At 59.9% G+C, this 19,543-nt stretch carries 21 protein-coding genes and 3 pseudogenes; 5 read left to right on the forward strand and 19 right to left on the reverse strand.

Features of this window, described 5'->3' with window-relative positions:
- Positions 1-477: 477 nt before the first annotated feature.
- The 3 genes from ACPEE0_RS23155 to ACPEE0_RS23165 are packed head-to-tail and all read right to left on the reverse strand — an operon-like array spanning position 478 to position 1,499.
- A complete protein-coding gene (locus ACPEE0_RS23155; RefSeq protein ID WP_424575590.1) occupies positions 478-963 on the reverse strand; it encodes a hypothetical protein in 486 nt (161 codons plus the stop codon).
- A 49-nt stretch (positions 964-1,012) separates the two neighbouring features.
- Positions 1,013-1,327, reverse strand: coding sequence for a MarR family winged helix-turn-helix transcriptional regulator (locus ACPEE0_RS23160; protein ID WP_424575591.1), 315 nt, complete (start codon positions 1,325-1,327; stop codon positions 1,013-1,015).
- Complete coding sequence (locus ACPEE0_RS23165) at positions 1,317-1,499, reverse strand: hypothetical protein (protein WP_424575592.1); 183 nt, start codon at positions 1,497-1,499, stop codon at positions 1,317-1,319. Before ACPEE0_RS23165 ends, ACPEE0_RS23160 begins: the two co-directional genes overlap by 11 nt.
- Before the next feature lie 294 nt (positions 1,500-1,793).
- On the opposite strand from ACPEE0_RS23165, the gene ACPEE0_RS23170 reads away from it, so the two are divergent.
- Positions 1,794-2,165 carry an antibiotic biosynthesis monooxygenase family protein gene (locus tag ACPEE0_RS23170; protein WP_424575593.1) on the forward strand — a complete coding sequence of 124 codons (372 nt, stop codon included), beginning with the start codon at positions 1,794-1,796 and terminating at the stop codon, positions 2,163-2,165.
- Positions 2,166-2,936: 771 nt separating this feature from the next.
- On the opposite strand, the gene ACPEE0_RS23175 is transcribed toward ACPEE0_RS23170, so the two are convergent.
- The 13 genes and pseudogenes from ACPEE0_RS23175 to ACPEE0_RS23235 all read right to left on the reverse strand — a co-directional run bounded on the left by ACPEE0_RS23175 (position 2,937) and on the right by ACPEE0_RS23235 (position 12,401).
- Complete coding sequence (locus tag ACPEE0_RS23175) at positions 2,937-3,107, reverse strand: 2Fe-2S iron-sulfur cluster-binding protein (RefSeq protein ID WP_424575594.1); 171 nt, start codon at positions 3,105-3,107, stop codon at positions 2,937-2,939.
- Between the two features lie 203 nt (positions 3,108-3,310).
- A pseudogene (locus ACPEE0_RS23180) lies at positions 3,311-3,997 on the reverse strand (ferredoxin reductase); the annotation flags it as partial.
- Between the two features lie 32 nt (positions 3,998-4,029).
- Positions 4,030-4,980 (reverse strand): ABC transporter permease, encoded by a 951-nt coding sequence (locus tag ACPEE0_RS23185; RefSeq protein ID WP_424575595.1) that lies wholly within the window; start codon positions 4,978-4,980, stop codon positions 4,030-4,032.
- A complete protein-coding gene (locus ACPEE0_RS23190; protein ID WP_424575596.1) occupies positions 4,967-6,103 on the reverse strand; it encodes an ABC transporter permease in 1,137 nt (378 codons plus the stop codon). The genes ACPEE0_RS23185 and ACPEE0_RS23190 overlap by 14 nt, the downstream gene beginning before the upstream one ends.
- Complete coding sequence (locus ACPEE0_RS23195; protein WP_424575597.1) at positions 6,100-7,644, reverse strand: ABC transporter ATP-binding protein; 1,545 nt, start codon at positions 7,642-7,644, stop codon at positions 6,100-6,102. Before ACPEE0_RS23195 ends, ACPEE0_RS23190 begins: the two co-directional genes overlap by 4 nt.
- A 6-nt stretch (positions 7,645-7,650) precedes the next feature.
- Positions 7,651-8,655: a BMP family lipoprotein gene (locus ACPEE0_RS23200; protein WP_424575598.1), complete on the reverse strand. Its 1,005-nt coding sequence runs from the start codon at positions 8,653-8,655 to the stop codon at positions 7,651-7,653.
- Positions 8,656-8,782: 127 nt separating this feature from the next.
- Positions 8,783-9,274, reverse strand: coding sequence for a maleylpyruvate isomerase N-terminal domain-containing protein (locus ACPEE0_RS23205; RefSeq protein WP_424575599.1), 492 nt, complete (start codon positions 9,272-9,274; stop codon positions 8,783-8,785).
- A gap of 50 nt (positions 9,275-9,324) precedes the next feature.
- The gene (locus ACPEE0_RS23210; RefSeq protein WP_424575600.1) at positions 9,325-9,852 is read right to left on the reverse strand and encodes a hypothetical protein; all 528 of its coding nucleotides are present in this window, start codon (positions 9,850-9,852) and stop codon (positions 9,325-9,327) included.
- The gene (locus tag ACPEE0_RS23215) at positions 9,849-10,241 is read right to left on the reverse strand and encodes a hypothetical protein (RefSeq protein WP_424575601.1); all 393 of its coding nucleotides are present in this window, start codon (positions 10,239-10,241) and stop codon (positions 9,849-9,851) included. The genes ACPEE0_RS23210 and ACPEE0_RS23215 overlap by 4 nt, the downstream gene beginning before the upstream one ends.
- A gap of 32 nt (positions 10,242-10,273) precedes the next feature.
- A complete protein-coding gene (locus ACPEE0_RS23220; RefSeq protein WP_424575602.1) occupies positions 10,274-10,618 on the reverse strand; it encodes a hypothetical protein in 345 nt (114 codons plus the stop codon).
- Positions 10,615-10,989 (reverse strand): hypothetical protein, encoded by a 375-nt coding sequence (locus ACPEE0_RS23225; RefSeq protein WP_424575650.1) that lies wholly within the window; start codon positions 10,987-10,989, stop codon positions 10,615-10,617. The genes ACPEE0_RS23220 and ACPEE0_RS23225 overlap by 4 nt, the downstream gene beginning before the upstream one ends.
- Positions 10,950-11,288: an MFS transporter gene (locus ACPEE0_RS23230; RefSeq protein ID WP_424575603.1), complete on the reverse strand. Its 339-nt coding sequence runs from the start codon at positions 11,286-11,288 to the stop codon at positions 10,950-10,952. Before ACPEE0_RS23230 ends, ACPEE0_RS23225 begins: the two co-directional genes overlap by 40 nt.
- A 663-nt stretch (positions 11,289-11,951) precedes the next feature.
- Entirely contained in the window at positions 11,952-12,401 is a 450-nt protein-coding gene (locus ACPEE0_RS23235) for a MarR family winged helix-turn-helix transcriptional regulator (protein WP_424575604.1), read from the reverse strand.
- A 562-nt stretch (positions 12,402-12,963) separates the two neighbouring features.
- Between ACPEE0_RS23235 and ACPEE0_RS23240 the strand changes: the two genes are divergently transcribed.
- Genes ACPEE0_RS23240 through ACPEE0_RS23250 form a run of 3 tightly spaced genes read left to right on the forward strand, consistent with a single transcriptional unit; the run spans position 12,964 to position 15,181 of the window.
- Complete coding sequence (locus ACPEE0_RS23240; RefSeq protein WP_424575642.1) at positions 12,964-13,203, forward strand: hypothetical protein; 240 nt, start codon at positions 12,964-12,966, stop codon at positions 13,201-13,203.
- Positions 13,170-13,505 (forward strand): hypothetical protein, encoded by a 336-nt coding sequence (locus ACPEE0_RS23245; protein ID WP_424575605.1) that lies wholly within the window; start codon positions 13,170-13,172, stop codon positions 13,503-13,505. Before ACPEE0_RS23240 ends, ACPEE0_RS23245 begins: the two co-directional genes overlap by 34 nt.
- Positions 13,502-15,181 carry an MDR family MFS transporter gene (locus ACPEE0_RS23250; protein WP_424575606.1) on the forward strand — a complete coding sequence of 560 codons (1,680 nt, stop codon included), beginning with the start codon at positions 13,502-13,504 and terminating at the stop codon, positions 15,179-15,181. The genes ACPEE0_RS23245 and ACPEE0_RS23250 overlap by 4 nt, the downstream gene beginning before the upstream one ends.
- Before the next feature lie 1,629 nt (positions 15,182-16,810).
- Here ACPEE0_RS23250 and ACPEE0_RS23255 read toward each other — a convergent pair.
- The 3 genes and pseudogenes from ACPEE0_RS23255 to ACPEE0_RS23265 all read right to left on the reverse strand — a co-directional run.
- Positions 16,811-17,041: pseudogene (locus ACPEE0_RS23255) on the reverse strand (aldose 1-epimerase family protein); the annotation flags it as partial.
- A 35-nt stretch (positions 17,042-17,076) separates the two neighbouring features.
- Positions 17,077-17,551, reverse strand: a pseudogene (locus ACPEE0_RS23260) (Gfo/Idh/MocA family protein); the annotation flags it as partial.
- A gap of 382 nt (positions 17,552-17,933) precedes the next feature.
- The gene (locus tag ACPEE0_RS23265) at positions 17,934-18,434 is read right to left on the reverse strand and encodes a flavin reductase family protein (RefSeq protein WP_424575607.1); all 501 of its coding nucleotides are present in this window, start codon (positions 18,432-18,434) and stop codon (positions 17,934-17,936) included.
- 273 nt (positions 18,435-18,707) lie between these two features.
- On the opposite strand from ACPEE0_RS23265, the gene ACPEE0_RS23270 reads away from it, so the two are divergent.
- A complete protein-coding gene (locus ACPEE0_RS23270; RefSeq protein ID WP_424575608.1) occupies positions 18,708-19,505 on the forward strand; it encodes a MarR family winged helix-turn-helix transcriptional regulator in 798 nt (265 codons plus the stop codon).
- Positions 19,506-19,543: the final 38 nt, after the last annotated feature.

Below are 19,543 nucleotides of genomic sequence, written 5' to 3' on the forward strand. Positions count from 1 at the left end.
GATTCACCACGAACCGTGAAGAGCCGGAACCTCTACAGTCTGATGACGCCTGTGGGTGGAGCGGAATCTGCCCACATCATTGCATAGGAATCTATCTATAATGTCCGCGGTCACTCTACGACACGGAGTCCCCGCCGTCCCCGACCCAAAGCCAAAGCTCGTATCCGTCACACGCGTGGAAGAATGTGCGCTGGTTCGGTCCGTCCGCAGCTACCCAGAGACCAGAGCCGTCGAGCATAACTGCATCAACTTCGCCATGGCGCCACACCTTGTCGCCCTTCCTTAGTTCAACGGTCTGGCCAGGCTTCAGCTGCCAGTTCTCGTTCGGCCGCCATGTGCATACGTCAACATGCGGGTCCATTGCGCTCCCACCAAATGCTTCCATTTATCCCCCTACATTCCACAGCTCATGCATTGCGGGTAGCCTGCAACGTTGCACGATGCACTGGGAGTACCCATGAACTGGCAACCAAACGTTCAAGACTTCCTTGACTTGAACCGTCCGGAAAGTCTGAACCCGTCGCGTGTGTTTAGCGAAAGCAGCACGATGTTGGTCGCCCCCGCGCAAAGCTCAACCGCCTGCACTGCATAGAAGCTCCCGACGAGCTGGTCAGGCTCGGCGGTAAGTCCGAGGTACAAGGCTGACGGTGCGAGGACCAAGATCCCGATGCCGGCCGCTGCCCGCATCCGGAGGGTCTTCGCCCGGACAATTGATCCGGACGCTCCGCGAGCCAAGCTTGTACCGGTAAGCCCCGTAGTCACCAATGCGGGCACGAGAAGCAGCAGGCCCCAGGGGATCGTGCGTTTTAGCGCCACAATGGACCCCGCGTCGCCGACAATCTCAACAGATGCTGTGGAAATCCAAAAAGCAAGGATAATAAGCAGCGCAAGAATGCCGGATGTGGCATGCACCACCGTTTTCTTGTTGAGACGGGCGCCGGCGTTTGTGGACTGGGCTCTCATGACGCCAGTTTACATAGCATGCAATGTATATGTCTAGGCGGTGGGGTCTTTACGGGCCATGAGGGGAAGCGGGTTGCACTAGGGCTTCCACCGCGTCCCGGATCTTGTCCGAGTCTGCCAGGTTTTCTGATACCTCGTGCGCCCATCCCAGGAGGCGCTCGACTTCTGCATCGCTGAGGCTGCCCAGTGCCGTTCTGTTGATCGCATCCGATATCGCCTCAATTTGAGGCAGGAGATCCTCGGCGTGGCTGGTTAGGCGGACGATAGCACGCCGACCATCATTCTTGTCCTTCGTGCGTGAAATTAGGAGGTCACGCTCCATCCGCCGGAGCGTCAGCGCCATTGTCGGCTGTTCAATATTCACCAGTTCCGCCAACTCCCCCTGTGTGCTTTTGCCTAGCGCCGACAATGTAAAAAAGCACCGGCAGGTAGGCGGGGGTCACACCCAGCGGCCCGAGAAGTTCAGCCGAACGACGTTCAAACGCCCGTGCACAGAGGTTGAACATGTAACCAGCAGACTGATTGCGATCGAACATTCTTGCTCCTGCACCTTTCGGGGGGCCCGACCTCTCGTGGCATCACGCGCCGTGTCCCTCATTTTGTTCCCATTATCAATGGCCCCCTATACACGCTCCTAAATTCGATAGTACCCTATGTATCACGGCTGCTGCCCTGCAGCTGGTTTGGACGTAGTTCACGGCGTCACTAGACGAAGGAGTCTTGTGTCCGAGCCAAAGAAGGCTGCAGCTGTGAGCGTGCGTAACAGCCCTTTGTCTGTTCACGCATCCTTGCAGAGAGCTTTATCCAAAACCAAGAAGGAGCACGGGCCCATGATTAGTATGACCACTCTGGACGAAGACAATCCCTACATGCAGCAGCTTCAGTCCCAGGCACCAGGACCAATTACGCTTATCAATACCTTTCTCGCGCCAAAGGGGCAGGTGGAGGAAGTGGTTGCGGTATGGAGTCGGGACGCGGCATACATGAAGGAATGCAAAGGCTTTATTTCCACGCAGCTTTACGGGAGTGAGGCCGGTGGGCGTATCCTCACCAACATTGCCGTCTGGGAGTCAGTACAAGACCTGCGTAACGCCTTTCAGAACCCTGATTTTCAAGAGAAGCTCTCCGCCTACCCCGACGGGACTGTCGCCCATCCTGCAGTCATGCGGAAATTGGCCGTCGAGAACATCTGCGAAGCCTGACTATTGGGAAAAGATTGAAAGGCCGGGTAGACGGATAACCTTCGTCTACCCGGCCTTCATCGCTTCAAGCCGCTGCGGCAGCTTGTTAGAAGCTCTGGGCGCGCATTCGTCCAGGACTATAAGTTCGGTACCCTTCGGGAGCCGGGCTTCTCAGAAGCGCATAGTGCAGCTGCAGATGGACGGGCGGTCTTGGTTGCCTCCTCTTGCCGCCAACCTTCCCAAGGCTGCGAAGTTAGCTTGCCTTCCAGGAAGTCGACTTCCTTGTTAGAGCCGGAACGATTCCCGTTCTGAGGCCCGTCGTGGCAGCCCATGTGCAGAACGCAGAGGCTGTCCAAGAAATACATTCATGTCCTCCTTCGGTTGCAGGTATGAGACAGGTCTTCGAGCAGGTTTGGCGACTCATAGTTGCTTCGAATTCGACTACTTCATGGTGGCAACACCGTGCACCCCCGTATGGGTACCCGGCGGCTGCTCACGCTATGGAGGGACCGAAGACCTTCCCTATGAGCTCTGAAACGCCGTTAATGACAGCGGGTTGCTCTGTAGATTCCGAGTCGGAGCCGACAAAACCGACTACCTTGAAGATCTGTGTATCAGGTTGGCACCACCCCAATCGCCACGGATTCGCAGCCGGGCCTCGACGTTCGAGCCAGCGTTCATGGGACTCTTCCTCCTTCAAATTTCTACCCGGACCCCCTTTTTCAGAAGAAGGGTTCGAGTGTGGGCTACACCAAGCGACTGTGTTCTAGCCCCATCCGGCTGGGCGGCGCCCTACAGGTCCAGCTCTAGACGGGGGGTGAGTGAACGGCTGACGCAGATCATCATGGACTGGTTAGTTTCCCGTTCGGCGGGCGTCAGGATGTCATCCTTGTGGTTCGGAATGCCGTCCAGAACAAAAGCCTCGCAGGTACCGCAGTATCCTTCCTCGCAAGAGAACGGCACATCGGGAAGGACGTCCCGGACGACTGAGAGCAGTGTCCGTTCGGGGGAACGGTGAGTTCAACGCCCTGGCGTTTCAGGCTCACGGTGAAGCAAGAGCTATCCGGCTCGGCTTCGGGGCGGGTGTGGTTGGGATTCGCTCCAAAGCGCTCAGTGATCAATTCCCTCGGCGGGGTTGCGGACGCGCATGCCTTCTCTACAGCGCCGAGGAGGCCTTCCGGACCACAGCAGTAGATGGTTGTCTCGACCGGTGTCCGGGAGATGTACTCGGCGAGGTTGAGCGGCGGAAATTCGTCGTCGGGACGGACCTGTACGTGTCCGCCAGGAAGCTCGAGGAGCTCATCGGCAAAGGCCATGCGGTCACGTGAACGTCCCAGGTACAGCATCTCCCATGGACTGTCTCCCTGCGAGAGTTGCTGCGCCATCGCCTTCATGGGGGTAATGCCAATGCCGCCTGCAATCAGCAGGTACCGGGGCCGGGGCTCGAGGGGAAAGTGGTTGCGGACAGCGTTGACAGTGAGGAGGCGGCCAACAAGAGGAGTGGTGTGAAGTTCGTTAGATCCACCCCGGCCGTTCTCCTCATGAAGCACAGCTACGGTGTAGGCGGTGGCGTCTTTCGGGTCGCCGCAGAGAGAGTACTGACGGATGAGCCCGTTAGGCGTTATGAGGTCCAAATGTGCGCCGGGTGCGGCGGGCGGCAGTGTCTCCCCGTCGGGGTGCTCGAGCCGGATGGAGATGACACCTTCGGCTTCCTGCTTAACGTGTGAAACCCTCAATGTCCCGATATTTGTTGATGATGGTGCTGCCGGGGGCAATGCCGTGTCTGTCACTGCGCTCTCCTCTTTCAATGTCTTGCCGGGCCGTTCTGTAGGGGCAACAGTGCAGTCGCTCACTGCTGGCCCCGGTCGCTCTGCTGGCGTAGCGATTAAAGTGCATGCTGCATCGAGGCTTGATTGTCGTCCTCATGGGGCACGCCGGCTTTAAGGCGGGCTGAGCGGGCCTTCATGCGTGCCACGACGATCATTCCGATCAGTGCCGCGGCATATGGCATGACCTTGGTAAGTTCTCCTGACATCATTTGCTCGTTCATCTGGTACGTAAGTGCAATGGCGAAGCCAAAGCCCACTGCCACAGCGATTGCCACAGATGCACGTCCTTGCGAGAAAAGAGCGGCGGCAAGGGCGACGAACCCGACTCCCGCTCCCATACCGTCGGTGAACAGCTGAAGTTGGCCAAGACTGAGCTGTACTCCCGCGGCCCCGCATAAGGCAAAGCACCATATCTGGGCCGCCACCCTGGACTTGGTCACACTTATTCCTGCCGATGCCAGGGCATCGGGGTTGGAACCTGCGGCCTTCATGTACTTCACACTCACGGACCGCCTTTCCAACACAACGATCCCCACTGCGCAGGCAGCAGCCATCCACGCAAGCACACTGTTTCCGCTGAGGAGCCCGGAGAGTACCGGGACGTCTTCGACGAACGGGATCGTCACTGCGGGCAAAGCGGGCGTGGCAGGGTCCGCGATGGTTCCCTTGACGCCGAAGAGGGCGTCCATGAGATAAACGGTTGCAGCTCCCGAGAATATGAGGAGAACGAGGCCGCCAATGAAAACGTCGAGGGTGAACTTTGTGACTAAGAGGCCAAACAGCAGCCCGCACAAGGCGGCCAGGATGAAGGTACAAATGAGCGCAATGAGCGCGGATCGGAAGTGCAGCCCGAACACCACTCCGGTGAATGCACCAAAAACCATGACGCCTTCGAGGCCGATGTTGATATCCCGCGTCCAAAGAGTTGGAAGGCATGCAATGGTCCCAAGCAGAATAGGGATGGTGACTCTCACTCCCGAAGACAGGAAAGTATCAAGCCATTCCATTGTTTGTTCCTTTTCTACGAGGGACACGAAGACGGGTCCATCCGCTGGCAATGATCGAGACAATCGCCGGGGAGCACGTGGCAGTGATCAGTACGGCGCAAATGACCATGACTGACATGTCGGTCGGAACACCGGCAATCTGATCGATGCGGCGGGATGCTGACTGCATGACCGCGTATGCCAGGGTCCATATAAGAGCCGAGCCGACCTTCAGACGTGCGATGAGCGCGATCATGATTGCCAACCAGCCGATCCCATGGCCGATATCGGCGCTGAAGCGTCCCATGGTGGTGAGCACCAGGATGCTGCCCGAGAACCCGCACAGCGCACCGCTCAGCACCATTCCCGTGATCTGGACCCGGGCAACATCTATGCCGATGGCGGACGCGTACCCCGGCGAGCTGCCTACTACCCGCCATTTGTAGCCCAATGCCGAATGTTGCACGAGCCACCAGATGACGACGACGGTGGCGACGACGGGAAGGACGGCCCATGTCAGCTGTGACTTTTCCAGGATCAGTCCAAACCGTGCGGTGCCGGCAATCGGGGCAGTAGCAGCGGGTGCAGGGGACGACGCATCATTCAACGGCCCAGTACCCAGGTAGATGCACAGGCCGACCAGGATGAAGCTGGCCAGGAGCGTAGCGAGTATATCCACCTTCCATACCGCGTACAGCCAGCCCAGGACGAAGGAAATGACAGCGCCGACGGAGGCCGCGGCGAGAACTGCGAGACCTTGATGAACAGCCGGCGCTGCAACAGGCAGCAGCGCGCCGACCATCGCCGCGGCAAAGGCCCCGGCATAGATTTGTCCCTCCGCTGCAAGCGAGTACACGCCGACGCGGAACGCGATCATCACGCCAAGGACGGCCGGGATGAGCGGAAGTGACCAGGCGAGGGTTGAGGCGATGGCCGCAGGAGTGCTGACTGCGGAGACCAGGCCGACCCAGATCGTCGGTAACCCTTGGAACCCGTATGCCTGAATCAAAACGGAGGCAAACGCGACACCTACAATCGGTGCCAGCAAGGCAGCCGAGACCTTACGGGATGACCAGCGGAAGGAGATCGCGAACTTACGCGCGACCGCACTCTCCTGGCCGGCCTGCAGTTCCGATGTAGTCATGTCATAGCCCCTATGCTGGCGCCTGTCATGTCTGCGCCCAGCGCTTCCCGGTCTGCAGCAGTGCCTGCATGCTCAGCGACAATCTCCCCGCGGTACAGCACAGCAATTCTGTCTGAGAGCCGGAGCAATTCATCCAAATCCGCTGAAATCAGCAGCACTCCTAGGCCGGCTTCAGTGGCATTGGCGATGGCGTTGTAGACAAGATCTGCAGACCCGATGTCGACCCCCCGTGTTGGCTGGACCAACAACAAGCAACGGGGCGTCCTGTCGAGTTCGCGGGCGATAACGACCTTTTGTTGGTTTCCGCCGGACAGGCTGGCGCAGAGTGCCCCGATCCCCTTCGCCTTGATGGAGAACTCTCCAATTTGGCGTTTCGCCCACGCTTTGCGGGCTGCAGGGAATGCCAGCTCAAGTCCAGGGCCCTTGCTTGCAGCTAGCTGAACTCCGGAGAGTCCCTCGAGGACCGATCCATTGAGCGGGATACCCTCGGTATGCCGGTCTCCGGGAACGTAGCTAAGCCCCAGATTCCGTCGTTCCAGCATCGTCTGGCTGCCAAGCGAAACACCGTCGAGGATCACCTCGCCGCGGACCTCAGCGGCGCGCCCGGTCAGGACCCCTACGAGAGTGTCCTGACCATTTCCGTCAACACCTGCCACGCCCACAATCTCGCCAGCCCGAACAGACAGATTGATGCCGTTGACCGTGCTGTCCCCGGGCATCGTTCCCGACACGTTCTTCATCTCGAGCACGAACTCTGCCCTCGGCGCACCGCGGATGACCCGCCCCAGATTGACGTCAGTCCGTCCGGTCATGGCAACAACGAGGGAATCAATGTCGACTTCGTCGATGTTCCACGTTCCGATAGTCCTGCCGGAACGAATGACTGTCACCCTGTCGGCGACGGATGTCACCTCACGGAGCTTGTGAGAAATGAAGATGACAGAGTAGCCATCGTCAGCCAATGCCCGCAGCGTAGTGAACAACTCATCGCACTCTTGGGGGGTGAGCACAGCCGTGGGCTCGTCAAGTATTACCACGCGCGCCCCGCGGATCAGCACCTTGAGGATCTCCACCCGCTGCTGCTTTGCGATGCTGAGGGTCCCGGTTATCGAATCCAGCGAGGTGTCAGCGAGCAGACCCGAATGGGTCTGTTGCACCATCTCACGGGATTCGTGTTCGTTCACCATTCCCAGCTTCGTTGGTTCGGCACCGAGGACCAGGTTCTGAAGAACCGTGAACTCGGGCACGAGCATAAAGTGCTGGTGAACCATACCAATTCCGCGAGCCAGTGCATCACTTGCAGAGCGGAAGCGGACTGTTTCCCCTTGAATGAGTACTTCACCCTCATCCGGTCGGATCATCCCGTAGAGAATCTTCATCAGGGTTGACTTGCCTGCGCCGTTTTCCCCGACAATCGCGTGGATTTCGCCGCCTCGAAGATCGAAGTCGATGCCAGCGTTGGCTATGACAGTTCCAAACCGTTTGACTATCCCCCGAAGTTGCAGGACGGGCTCGTCCTGGTCGTGCGTCGTCTCAGGCATTCGTTGTCACGCCTTGGGGTCCAAAGTACCGGACTTGATTTTCTCGATAACGTCCTTGACTGCCGCTTCCGATTCCTCATTGACGAGTGCGTCGTTAAGGATCCATTCGGTCGCGCCCTCCTGGTACGCAAATTCGTCTACACCACCGAGCTGCAGGGACCCGTCAGCGTGCTTCTTGGCCGCATCCAGCATCAGAACATCGACCCTGGTGATAGCACCGGCGAGACTTACGTCTGCGGGCTGGCCGAAATTGATCGTAATAGGCGCTATCGGTTGGCCCTCCTGGGCAGCTTTGACCACGCCTTGAGTGGTCAGTCCAGCGAGAGTAAGGGTGCTGTGAGCCCCCTGCTGGGAGAGCGCTGTAGCTACCTCATATCCCTTGTTAGGGTCACTGAATGTCCCGGCGGCCTGCGAAACAAGCTTGAGTGCCGGGTTGGTGGCAACAGCCGCGGCATGGAATGACGACTCGCACGTTGTCATTGCAGGAGTTTTGAATCCCATGACGAATCCGACCGAATTGGCGCCGGACTCTCTATTGGCCAGGGCCGCGAGAACGCCGGCCGGGTAGCAGATGGATGCCCAGTCGAAGCCTACTGAGGCAACGCCCTCGCGCGGAACGAGTGTGTTGACCAGAACTACTTTTGTGTCAGGGTTTTGCGATGCGACTTCCACTGCAATGTCAGTAACTTGGTCACCTACCACGAAAAGGAGTTCATTGGCTGCCGCAGCGTCCTGCATGAGCGGTGCATAGGCCTGCGCGTCCTGCTTCGCTTCATATGTGGCGACAACGGCTTTAAATTCTTCCTCCAACTTCGGAATCGCTTCTGCTGCAGCATCGTAGTAGCTGCGGTCCCCGAAGGCTCCCGCGACGTAGAGCCCAATTTTGAGCTGATCGCCCTCGGGATCCGACTCTGCTGCAGGGGCAGCTCCGGAACAGCCAGCTAGGGTCAGCGCCAGCGCTGCGCAACCAGCAGTTACGGCGGACGGGATAAAACGGGAAGACCTTCTCATGATTCTCCTTTGAACCGAGGTGCCCCAGGGGCAGTGGTAGGCGTTGTGTTTAAGCAGCGCAGTGTTCCAAAGCGCCGAGCGGGATCGTTGGTGTGGCTTTGTCCCGTACGGCCCGTAAGCCGGCGGGTTAGCCGGTTGTTGCAGCGAACAGCTTCCGGGCGTCCTCCGCGCTATGGACGCCGAGCGCGGCAAGGTGATTTTCCAGAGCGTGGATGCGTCCCCTGACGATCTGTAGGACTTCGTTGTTTTCCTCCCAGGTCGACTCAGGAATTTTGCCCAGTTCGGACCGGAATCGGGCAAGCGAGACCAGGACGTCATCGATGATGACTGCTCCCGGGCGCAGATGCCCCGGGTTGGGATCCCAGCGGCGGTCCGGGTCGAAAACGGGTGTGATACCGGTGCGCATCAGCGCCAGTTCGTCTGCACGAAGGTCAGCGTCGCGTGCCAACTGGGTGACAACGTGTCCGAAAGTCCAGCCCTCAAGGCGCGAGTCTTCGTCGAAGTCGGCACCCCACAGCGCGTCCACGGTTGCCAGCATCACGTCGGTGAGGTAGCGCAACCGATCCCCCGGGCCTGATCCGTATGCGGTTTCGCCGTCCGTCCAGGGTTCGGCAATCATTAATTCTCGGACTTGAGGGCTAACCATGATGAGCCTTCCAATGATGCCGGTCAGACGGTCCAGCCGAGCAACTCGACCGGGACGGGTGCGTTCACGTGGCCGCAGCTGCACGTGCGGAGCTTGTCGTCCGCGTTGAACTGCCCTGAGATAGCTGCGTAGATGCGGACCGGCTCGACGTCGTGGTCGTGGGTCCACTCGACGCGGTGCAGGTCTGCCCCGCATGCGTCGCATACGAAAAGCGCTCCGCGCTCGTTCTCCTCATTCGTGGAGTACCGCACGAGCACTCCCTCAACCTGCGGTTCGATTCGGTGCGGCGTGCCGGCCGGGATGTACGTGTGGTCACCCACCACCGAGTCGAAATACAATACCGAGCTCTCACGGAGCCTGAGCCGGCTCGAGCCCGACATTTGCGCGAGGACCGTATCGTGGTCGTACACCATATAGAACGGCTGGGTTACGGAGTTCCGTGAGAGCGTGATCTGCGGGTCCACCTCGAGGGGGATGACGGCGACATCGCCGTAGTTACCGCTCGTCGCGGCCGCCTCGAAGATATTCATCGCCCGGCTACGTGTGGTCATTCTGCTGCCTCCTCGGCGATCTTGGCGTCCGCCTGGGCGGCGGCCTGGACGATGGCTCGATGCGCGGCGTTTACCCGCCGGGTCTGTTCCACAGCACGGGGCCAGCCCCAGATGTTGGTGTCGAGAAGGTTGTTGACGTGCCCGCACTCCTTGCACACCCGCCCCTCCTCGGAGTTGCGGATTTCGGCGTACTCCATTGATCCCATGAGCGTCGGAAACTGAGGGATGAGATCGTCCGAGCGGCCCCAGCGCTCCGGGTCGTAGTCGACGGCGCCCTGTGGCCCGGCGTAGTACTCGTGCCGGATCATCTCCCGACGGCACTTCTCGCACTTGCCGACCATGGCTTCCTTCTGGTCCTCTTCCTCGGACTGCCGCTGCGTAACGACCACGAGTGTGAAGTTCTCCGGGTCCTTTTTCGTCCTTAAGGAACGAATTGACCCCGTGGTACTTCTGCGTGGCGACCAGGGTGCCCGGTGTTGAGCATTCCGCCATGCGAACCCCACGTGAGGGTCACCTCGTTCACGGTGTTCCAGTGGAAGAACTGCCCATGGCTCCGGTCCGCGCCGCCCCAAAGGAGCGCCCCGCAGGGAACGATCGAACCGGTCTCGGTATAGGGGAACAGAGGCACAAGCTGGGTGTTTGCTTTCCCCATCCGTTCAAAGACGCTTGCCTTGAGCGGCGCCCGCGCTCCGGCAGGGGGCTTGATACTTCGGCTGTAGCGCAACTCCGGCAAGGCAACCGTGCCTTCCTCAGTAGTGATGCTCACAACAATCTCCTTTGATCTGCTGTCGCTTCCACGGTCTGTCCCGTCCGGGCGACCGTTGCATAACCCAAAGTTACCCGGCCAATTATTAGCATGGCAACTAATTTGGCCGCGATTTTTTGCATTTTTGTTCCAGCGTCACTTGAGCTGGAGTCGCCGCGGCGCCGCGATTGTGAGCAGCAGGTCATCATCTCTTTGCCCGTTGCCTTTTCCGCCTCCTGTAAGTACCGTGCCAGTGCGGGGTCGCGGGGCTCTGTACTCAGTACGGCACGATCGAGGTTTCGCACGGAGTAGTGAAGTTCCAAGGGAGAGCAGTGGCGCGAGGAGACGGCAATCACGCGGTAACCGGCTTGCCAGTCAGCCAGCTCAAACATGGAGTGCCGCCAGAGCGGGTAAGGCAGCTCCGCCAGTAGAGACACCAAGGGCCGCGGTTTGTTGGAAACCACCGGGCAATAACCTTGGAAGCGGCCGCCATGCGGGCAGCCTGAGCCTGAAGTGCGATGGTAAATGCCACGATGGCCAGGAACGCGATAAGGCCGTTGACCAGGCTCAGGGCCAGGAGGCCTGCCGCCATGACCAGCACAGCACCGGACATGACCTTATGGGTCGGGAATCGGTCCAATAGGCGTCCCATCAGGGGTGCGCCGAGGCAGTAAAGCGCAGGGAAGACCATTGGGGCGATGAACAGCCTGGGACCTCGCTACGGAGAATTCTTCCGTGATATTCGGGAGTAAAACGCCATAGGTGTTGATGACCGAGCCAAAAAAGAAGTTCCCGGTAAAGCATGCGATCAGCAAGGACACCCCGGCGGTCCGGCTCAAGTTTTGTGAAGTGCTCATGCCGACGCATCCACGACAAATTCCCCGGCGCAGACGTCCTCGACCGCAAGAGTGCGGCGACGGTCTGGCCGACGGGGTAGCAGCTTTAACCCGCTCCATAAAGCCAGGTGACACTACGGGTTTCGGAGATCGCCAACGGTCTCCCAAACGGCGTAGTTGAAGAGGACACTGCTCCCCGCGTGTCCGCTGTGAAGCTGAGCTGATACAAAGCCGCGCTGCTCCTTCATAAGCAGCGCGTCATTGCGCCAGGCCTCGACGAATGCTTCGCGGTCCTCGGGCGCAAAGCGCCAGGGAGCAGCTCGGTGAATTCGGCAACTGTTCCTAACTCCGTGCCCAGGCCACCGTCGAAATTGACGGTGTCGGCCGAATCGATAGTGAGGTTCTGGCCGAAAGCCGTTGACCAGCCCCTGGTGCTTCAGTGTCACCTGAAGCATCCGCCGACGGCGCCATACCCGTGGGGTTTGCCCGCCGGAGCGGAGGACGACCTGCTACCGGACCTAAGCCGGGTCAGCTACCAGCGAAGATGCTGAGCTCTCGGGGTGCGGCACATCCAACTTCCGAAGGTTATCCACGATCTGCGTGAGTATGTCGAGCAGCGCCGTTTCGCTCCCTTGCGGAAGACCTGAAACAGCAAACTCATTCATCTCGAGTGCGATCTTTTCGATCTCCGGAATAAGCGCTTCTGCCTGCTTGCTAATCTTGACGATCGATCGGCGGCGATCCGCGGCATCTACAGTGCGCTCTATCAGACCGTCACGTTCCATGCGCTGCAAAGTGCGGGCCATTGTAGGCGGGACAATTGAGGCCCTGTCAGCTAGCTCATTCTGCGTGCATTGGCCAAGGTCGTTGAGAGCAAAAAGAACGGGCAAATATGCCGGAGCCACTCCCAGGGGCGCCAACAACTCAGCAGTCCGCTGGGAGATCAGCCTCGCCGCCAGATTGAGCATGTATCCCGTAGACCGGGACGGTTGGTACGCCATTCACTAAGGGATATCACGATTGTTGCCCCAGCAACGACTCAGAAGTAACCCAAAGGACCGGGGCCGGCACTACCGCAGTGCCTTACAGCCAGCAAGGCGTCGTTAAATGCAGGATAGCGCCGACGCGACCGAACGTCCGTCAGAGGCTCATGCTATACATTCGGGGCCGCTCCGACCTGCAACTGGCGGCCCAAGAGGCCCTGGATAGCACCAGCAACTGAGCCCTGCCGAATCGACTGTTCGTGCTTGAGCCCGGTTGAACACTGGCTTCTGGCATCGGTTTCATCCACTTTTGAACGGGCCAACCGGGCGGGTCAGGCTAGGCTGCTCCAGATTCTCTCCAGCCCGCAGGCCTGCAATTTACTTGCACTAAAGTCCAAATAGTGCAATACTATACTCCGTGGGGAATAGTGCATTAGTCGAGGGTGGCCTGCGTGAGCGGAAGCGCGCGGCCACGCGTGCCGCCATCACCTTGGTTGCCCGGAAGCTGACAGGCGACCGTGGTCTGAACGGCTACACGGTGGAAGAGGTGTGCGAGGCTGCCGGTATTTCGCGCCGGACGTTCTTCAACTACTTTCCCACCAAGGAAGACGCCATCATCGGCCACGCAGAGGACGACATTCCCGGGACGTCATCGAAGAATTCGTCGCCGGCGGCGCGGATTCCCCAGCCGGGAAAATCTCCCCCACCCTGTTCCGCGATCTGGTCAGGCTTTCGCTGCGCCTCTCAGAAGGTATGCCAGCTTCCGAAGAGGAAACCCGGCAGCTGATCGCAGTCGTCAAAAAGGAACCCCAGCTAATCCTGAAAATCATCGGTGCCACGGAACAGCGTGAGGCGCAGTTCGCCCGCAACGTCGCCAGGCGCGAGGGCGTTCCCGCGGAGCATCCCGTGGTCCGGATGGCAGTGGTGCTGCTCAGCACCATCGCTAACAAGAGCAGCAAGGCTTACTTTTCCGACGGCAACACCCGCAGCTATCCGGACCTGCTGCTCGAGAACATTTCCGCAGCCAGCCTTCTTTTCTCACAACCATTCGACACCCCGGACGTTACCGCCGCGGAAGGACAACCATGAGTACCGCAACCGCCACGCCTCCGGCTGGGCCCCTGCTGCTGACCCAAAAGCGCATCTGGATCATCTTCTCGGCGTTGATCGCCGGGATGCTGCTCTCCAGCCTGGACCAGACGATCGTTTCCACCGCGATGCCGACCATCGTGGGCAAGCTCGGCGGCGTGGAACACCAGGCGTGGATTACCACTGCCTACCTGCTGGCCACCACCATTGTGATGCCCATCTATGGCAAGTTCGGTGACGTTCTGGGCCGGCGGAACCTGTTCCTGGTAGCCATCGCGCTGTTCACGCTGGCGTCCGTGGGCTGTGCCCTGGCCACGGATTTCTGGGGCTTCGTCATTTTCCGCGCCATCCAGGGCCTGGGCGGCGGCGGCCTGATGATCCTGTCCCAGGCCGTCATCGCGGACATCGTCCCAGCCAAGGACCGCGGCAAGTACATGGGACCGCTCGGCGCGATCTTTGGCCTGTCGGCCGTGGCCGGTCCCCTGCTGGGCGGGTTCTTCGTGGACCACCTTACGTGGGAATGGGCCTTCTACATCAACATCCCCATCGGCATCGCAGCGTTCGCCATCGCATGGTTTACGCTGACACTGCCCAACAAGAAGGCCGAAAAGCGGATCGACATTCTGGGCATCGTCCTGCTGTCCGCTGCAACCACCTGCCTCATCTTCTTCACAGACTTCGGCGGCAAGAAGGACGAGGGCTGGGATTCGCCTCTCACGTGGGCTTTTGGTGCCGGCATGGTCCTGTCCGCAACCGCGTTTGTCATAGTGGAGCGACGCGCTGAAGATCCCATCATTCCGCTCAGCCTGTTCCGTAACCGGATCTTCGTCAATGCCACCGCCATTGGTTTCACCCTAGGCCTGGGCATGTTCTCCGCCATCGCCTTCGTTCCCACGTTCCTGCAGATGTCCTCCGGCACGTCAGCGGCCGAGTCCGGCCTCCTGATGCTGCCGATGATGGCCGGGCTCATGGGCACGTCCATCTATTCAGGCGTCCGGATTTCCAAGACGGGCAAGTACAGGATGTTCCCCATCCTGGGAACGGCCTTCACGATGGCTGCGATGTTCTGGATGACTACCCTGGCGGCCAGCACTCCCATCTGGATGATCTGCGTCCAGTTGTTTGTGTTCGGTGTCGGGTTGGGCCTGATCATGCAGGTAGTGGTGCTGGTGGTGCAGAACTCCGTCCCCGCGGACCAGATCGGCACCGCCACGAGCACCAACAACTACTTCCGTGAGGTGGGCGCCGCCCTGGGCGTCGCGATCTTCGGAGCAATCTTCACCAACAGGTTGTCTGAGTCGCTCACCAGCGCGTTCACCGGTGCGGGCGCATCCGCGGACCAGGCAGCCCAGTCCACCAGCACCCTGGACCCGCAAGCACTCAATCAACTCCCGGCGCAACTGCGTGACGCGATCGTGAACGCCTATGCGGACTCGCTGGCACCAGTGTTCTGGTACCTTCTCCCGTTCATTGCGGCGGCGCTGATCCTTGCCGTGACACTTAAGCAGATACCGTTGTCGGACACCGCCGGAATGGTGGCTCGCGGCGAAGCCGTGGGTGGCGACGATGCTGAACGCCTGGCCGCCGGGCTGCCCGGAGGATCGGCAGCGGAAGCCTTGCAGGAGCGGAACAACGTCGAGGACGACGACGGCCGGCTAGTCTCCCAAAGCAGCTGATCGCTGCCGTGGTTGCACTAGCCGTTGTCGAAAGGCGAGGAGCTGTCCGCAGGGGCGGCGTCTTGTGACTTTTGTTAGCGGGCGCTTCGCGCAGAGCAATACGGCGTTGACCATCATGACAACATTGGGCGCGGTTGTAGCGGACCCTGCTAGCGGTTTCTGCCTGCTCGGCCAGAACCGGCTATCAATCTGAAGGACTATCCGTTATCGACTCTTCTATTGTTGTCAACGTAGCATGGCGTAAGGCCGTTGGTATTGAGTGTGCGGTAGATCCGTCCACCTTTCTCTCTCATTTTCCCGGACATGGTCAGGGCCGTTATGAGCCGGTACCTGTCCGGGTAGAGGTCACTTCGAAATAGCACTGTGACGAACCACGCCCCGCGCGGATCGGACAATCTTCTGATCAAGTATCGAGGTGGGCCGGGCAGGTGCCGGCCGCCCACCCCAGCAGACGTACATGTCGATGACAGGACATCCAACGAGAGCCGGGGCCGAGCGAATAAAAAGTCACGACCATCAGGGTGGAACGGCCTGCGCTACTCTGCCAGCCAATCCCAGATCAGCCACCCCATCCTCACAGGCGTTCAAAGAACGCGGGTAGAAGTAGCTGCGAGAACTCCCGCGTTTCGACGCATTCAGCGTTTTGTAGGTCAGGGCGGCTTTCGCGTCGATGCCGATCATCAACTCACAACGGACGGAAACATCTTGTGCACCATAGGACCCCACGCCTCGCACACACAAGCGCCGTCTTCGTCGGCAGCAACCTGGATATCCTCGCTATCACTGCAGCGACCACACCCCTCCTAACGGAACCGGGAACCTCGGGTCGCCGCCGGCTTCATCACTTTGTCGATCTGCAGAAGTCGTTCTGGAAAGCGCTTTACGCCGTGACGCGGTCAGCGCTGCGTGCCCGTCCCTATATGCACGGGGACGGGGACGTGTATTCCAGACTCTAGCGCCGTCGAAAACCCGGCCCCGTCAGGTGTCCTGGCATCGCCCGTACATGTCGTCCGCGCCACAACACTGGACGGCTCTGCGTGGATGGCTCTACTCCTATCCTTTTCTTGAGAGGGCGTCGGGGCCGATGGCCCAGAAGCTCACTTTGTCATATTCAGTGACCAGGATTTCCTATTCCATCGAGCCAGAGCCGCGTCATCCGAGACTTCGTCCACGGTCCCTGTGCGTGGGAGATCTGTCGAGGACCTGATTTCCACCCGGTTCCCGCAATTCAGGGCCATCCAATCCTCGATCAAACGAGAACGCTCTGCGCCGGCCGGTGGACGACGCGTTGAAGGAAATGGACCTGGTTCTACTTGCTGCCGGTAGGTCCAGCTTCCTGTTCAAGAGCTCGACGGGACATGCGTCCGAGAGAATTGTGAAGGCCGTAGGTCGCGCTCCAAAATGGTGCCAGAGGGAACCTCCTCAGTGACGTGAACGGTGATGTTGCAGCTGTCGCGGCGGGTGACGAGAATACCGCAGCCTGGGTTTCTGAGCGCGTGCTCAATAGCCGTGGCTACGGCAAGGTCGAGTTGCCTATCAAGGTCGTGCCGGTCTGCGACAACAATGTTGGCTGCGTAGGGCAAGGTCACGTTTCCTCCTCATGCTGCAGTTCAGAACGGATCCGTCCAACTAGAGTGCCAATATGATCCAGTTGGCCTGGCATGTGGCACCGAGAGCCAAATGGATAATGTCCAGGCCGCTGCTGAAGGCTTGGGGCGGGCAGGTCATGGGTTCCACGGCGAGGCCCAACCGGTTTGGTGCAGGGAGCGGTTTATCGGCGGTGTGGATTTGAAGCCAGGGACAGGGTCTGTCCCACGCCATTCCTACTCCGGTGCCACCGGGATCTCGCACCAACAGGCGGCACGGACGTGCCGGACGGTGCCCATGCGACCCTAACAGATGAGTTCCTTGGCAAGGACAAGTGCGGGGACCCGACAGTAGTTGAAGCCGATATTCGATTGAATACCCGTACCCGCGCCGTGGCCGGTCAGCGGTCATTCATTCCGCTTCGGCCAGGGTATTGACCAGAGGCTTTTCGACCAGGACGTGCTGCCAGCTTCCAGTGCAGCCACCGCAATTTCGGCGTGCCTCCAGCCTGGCGCGCAAATGTTCACCAGTGAATATCGTCCCGCGCAATAACTACCCGCCAGTCAGGGGCGGACTCCGCCAACCGTCTTTCGCGGTCACAGCAGTGACCCGCTCGCGGTCCCCACCGACCAATACCTTTTGCTTGAAGGATGGAACGTCGAAGAAACGGGCCACAATACGCCAAGCATTGGAAAGAGCCTTGCCCATGAAGGCGTAACCAATGGCGACTGCTCCGAGCCGACGGGAAGGATGCTCCTCATTGGCTTTCGGTTCGGAAGGCATGCAATATTCCTTTCTTCTTACATTTCCATTTTCAAGCTCTAGTGCGGCCCAGGAGTACCGGGGCCGGGCCTCCTGGGCCGGGTTTGTGAACCATTCGCTTTTCGGCTCCCAATGCAACCGGGACCGTCTGTGAACCTGAGCCCGTTAGTTCTGAGCGTTTCTGGTTTCCCACTAATGCGATACTAGGGCCACGTACCCGACGATGAGCCGCCAATGGCGAACGGCGGTTGAACTGCTCTTGCTCGCGATGAACCTTCAATTGGTCGGCCTGCCGGCGTGGGGGCTAGCATCGTGGATTCTCTGACCTCGATCAACGTGTCAAGCATGACGTGAAGGTGCCATGGGTCAGTCCTGTTCAGCTCCGAATGTTCGCATCCTCGACTTAATACGAGTGGGCTTCGAGCGCGCGGTGCGTGCCGAAGGCACGGCGATGGTAGCTCAGCGGAGGCTCCGGAACGTCCTCTGCTGCGACGACGAAGGCGCTGACGATCGTGTGGTCGCCGCCCTCGACGAGCTTATCAGTGCGGCACGCGAGCCAGCCTGCCGCACCAATGATGCGGGGCGCCCCCATCGTCTCGATCCACTCGACCCCATCGAACTTATCGGCACCCTTGCGCGCGAACCGTAGGGCCGTGTCGGCTTGGCCAGATGACAACAGATTCACGCCGAATAGCTCCTCTTTCTGGAGGATCTCGAGCAGCCGCGAACCCCTGTCCAAAGCGAGCATGATCATGGGCGGGTCGAGCGAGAGTGACGCGAAGGCGCTCACTGTTGTGCCATGAGGCACGCCGTCGCTTAGTACGGTGACCACCGTGACCGGGGTGCTGACGTTGCCCATAACGTCTATGAAGTTCTGCTGGAGAAAAGACCGTGTCTCGCTCATTACGTCTACCTTTCTGCATGCCACCTCAGTGTGGTACCAGAGATCCTATCATACTGGATGATATTACTCGCAAGAGTCGGATCATCCGATAGGATCAGTTGTGACCGTATTCGCGCTCTTCCGATCGGACGCCGTGAGCTTTACTCAAATTCATCCGCCCACCCAGCAAGAGTTCCCGAGTGTCGAGTTGGGGTGGATGGTGACGCGCGCAGCCACCGTCATGGAGCGAGCACTCACGTCCGGGTCACTCGTCAGCGGGTTAGCGCGGTCGCGGTGCGCGCGCTGCTGGCCGTCCATTTCGTCGGCGGCGGGCCGCTCGATCTGCAGGCAATCGCACAGGAGACTGGTATAACGCGGTCAAACGCGAGCACGGAGCTGGTGCGACTGGAGGCGGAGGGTCTCGTTGTCCGCACCCCAGACCCCTACGACCGCCGTCGGATCCGAGCGCGGCTGACCCCCGCGGGAACTCGCCGACTCGCGGAGTGGCTACGCGCCGGCGTCAGCGCCATTGGTGCCTCGTTCAGCGAGTTCAGCGATAACGACCTTGAGCGCCTGACCCGCCTGGCCGAGAAGATCGGGGACCCGCTGGTGCATCCCGAGATCAGCGACGTCCGCCTGCAGGCCGTCCGCGACATGTATCCCGATTTGTCCTTCGCTGGCATGGACACGGCGTTCGCTATCGGACGCGCGAGCGACGCCATCCTCGCGCACGTGGACGGAGCGCTCTCGGGGGCGCGCCTAAGCCTGCGGCACGCGAATGCCCTCATCCTGATTAGCCATCTCGATGGCGCACCACTGTCGCTGGCCTCTCTGTCACCGCTTTTGGGCCTCAATCGGGCGAGCGCGGGACGCATCCTTCGGGAGTTGGAAGAGCGCGATGCTATCGAACGGCGCACGGACGAGGCCGATCGCCGTCGAATCCGCGCGACCGTGACGGCCGAGGGCGAGCGCATGCTGGCAGTGCTGGTACCTGTCCTTGCCGAGTCGTACCGCGCCAGCCTGTCGTCGCTCTCGGACAAGGAGCAAGACGAACTGTTGCAGCTTCTGCATAAGATCGTGGCCGATACTTAGCCAGGTATAGCGTGCTATATTCGAATCGTATTATACAG

Source organism: Arthrobacter sp. SD76, from assembly GCF_049726125.1.
In the GTDB taxonomy this organism is placed as follows: domain Bacteria; phylum Actinomycetota; class Actinomycetes; order Actinomycetales; family Micrococcaceae; genus Arthrobacter; species Arthrobacter nitrophenolicus.

What these genes read in the sequence shown, in the direction of transcription:
- ACPEE0_RS23210 (WP_424575600.1), bottom strand. Translation starts at nt 9,852, where the DNA reads ATGACCACACGTAGCCGGGCGATGAATATCTTCGAGGCGGCCGCGACG.
- ACPEE0_RS23225 (WP_424575650.1), bottom strand. Translation starts at nt 10,989, where the DNA reads ATGTTTGAGCTGGCTGACTGGCAAGCCGGTTACCGCGTGATTGCCGTC.
- ACPEE0_RS23195 (WP_424575597.1), bottom strand. Translation starts at nt 7,644, where the DNA reads ATGCCTGAGACGACGCACGACCAGGACGAGCCCGTCCTGCAACTTCGG.
- ACPEE0_RS23185 (WP_424575595.1), bottom strand. Translation starts at nt 4,980, where the DNA reads ATGGAATGGCTTGATACTTTCCTGTCTTCGGGAGTGAGAGTCACCATC.
- ACPEE0_RS23245 (WP_424575605.1), top strand. Translation starts at nt 13,170, where the DNA reads ATGCCAGCTTCCGAAGAGGAAACCCGGCAGCTGATCGCAGTCGTCAAA.
- ACPEE0_RS23190 (WP_424575596.1), bottom strand. Translation starts at nt 6,103, where the DNA reads ATGACTACATCGGAACTGCAGGCCGGCCAGGAGAGTGCGGTCGCGCGT.
- ACPEE0_RS23200 (WP_424575598.1), bottom strand. Translation starts at nt 8,655, where the DNA reads ATGAGAAGGTCTTCCCGTTTTATCCCGTCCGCCGTAACTGCTGGTTGC.
- ACPEE0_RS23230 (WP_424575603.1), bottom strand. Translation starts at nt 11,288, where the DNA reads ATGGTCTTCCCTGCGCTTTACTGCCTCGGCGCACCCCTGATGGGACGC.
- ACPEE0_RS23265 (WP_424575607.1), bottom strand. Translation starts at nt 18,434, where the DNA reads ATGAGCGAGACACGGTCTTTTCTCCAGCAGAACTTCATAGACGTTATG.
- ACPEE0_RS23250 (WP_424575606.1), top strand. Translation starts at nt 13,502, where the DNA reads ATGAGTACCGCAACCGCCACGCCTCCGGCTGGGCCCCTGCTGCTGACC.
- ACPEE0_RS23205 (WP_424575599.1), bottom strand. Translation starts at nt 9,274, where the DNA reads ATGATTGCCGAACCCTGGACGGACGGCGAAACCGCATACGGATCAGGC.
- ACPEE0_RS23235 (WP_424575604.1), bottom strand. Translation starts at nt 12,401, where the DNA reads ATGCTCAATCTGGCGGCGAGGCTGATCTCCCAGCGGACTGCTGAGTTG.
- ACPEE0_RS23165 (WP_424575592.1), bottom strand. Translation starts at nt 1,499, where the DNA reads ATGTTCGATCGCAATCAGTCTGCTGGTTACATGTTCAACCTCTGTGCA.
- ACPEE0_RS23155 (WP_424575590.1), bottom strand. Translation starts at nt 963, where the DNA reads ATGAGAGCCCAGTCCACAAACGCCGGCGCCCGTCTCAACAAGAAAACG.
- ACPEE0_RS23170 (WP_424575593.1), top strand. Translation starts at nt 1,794, where the DNA reads ATGATTAGTATGACCACTCTGGACGAAGACAATCCCTACATGCAGCAG.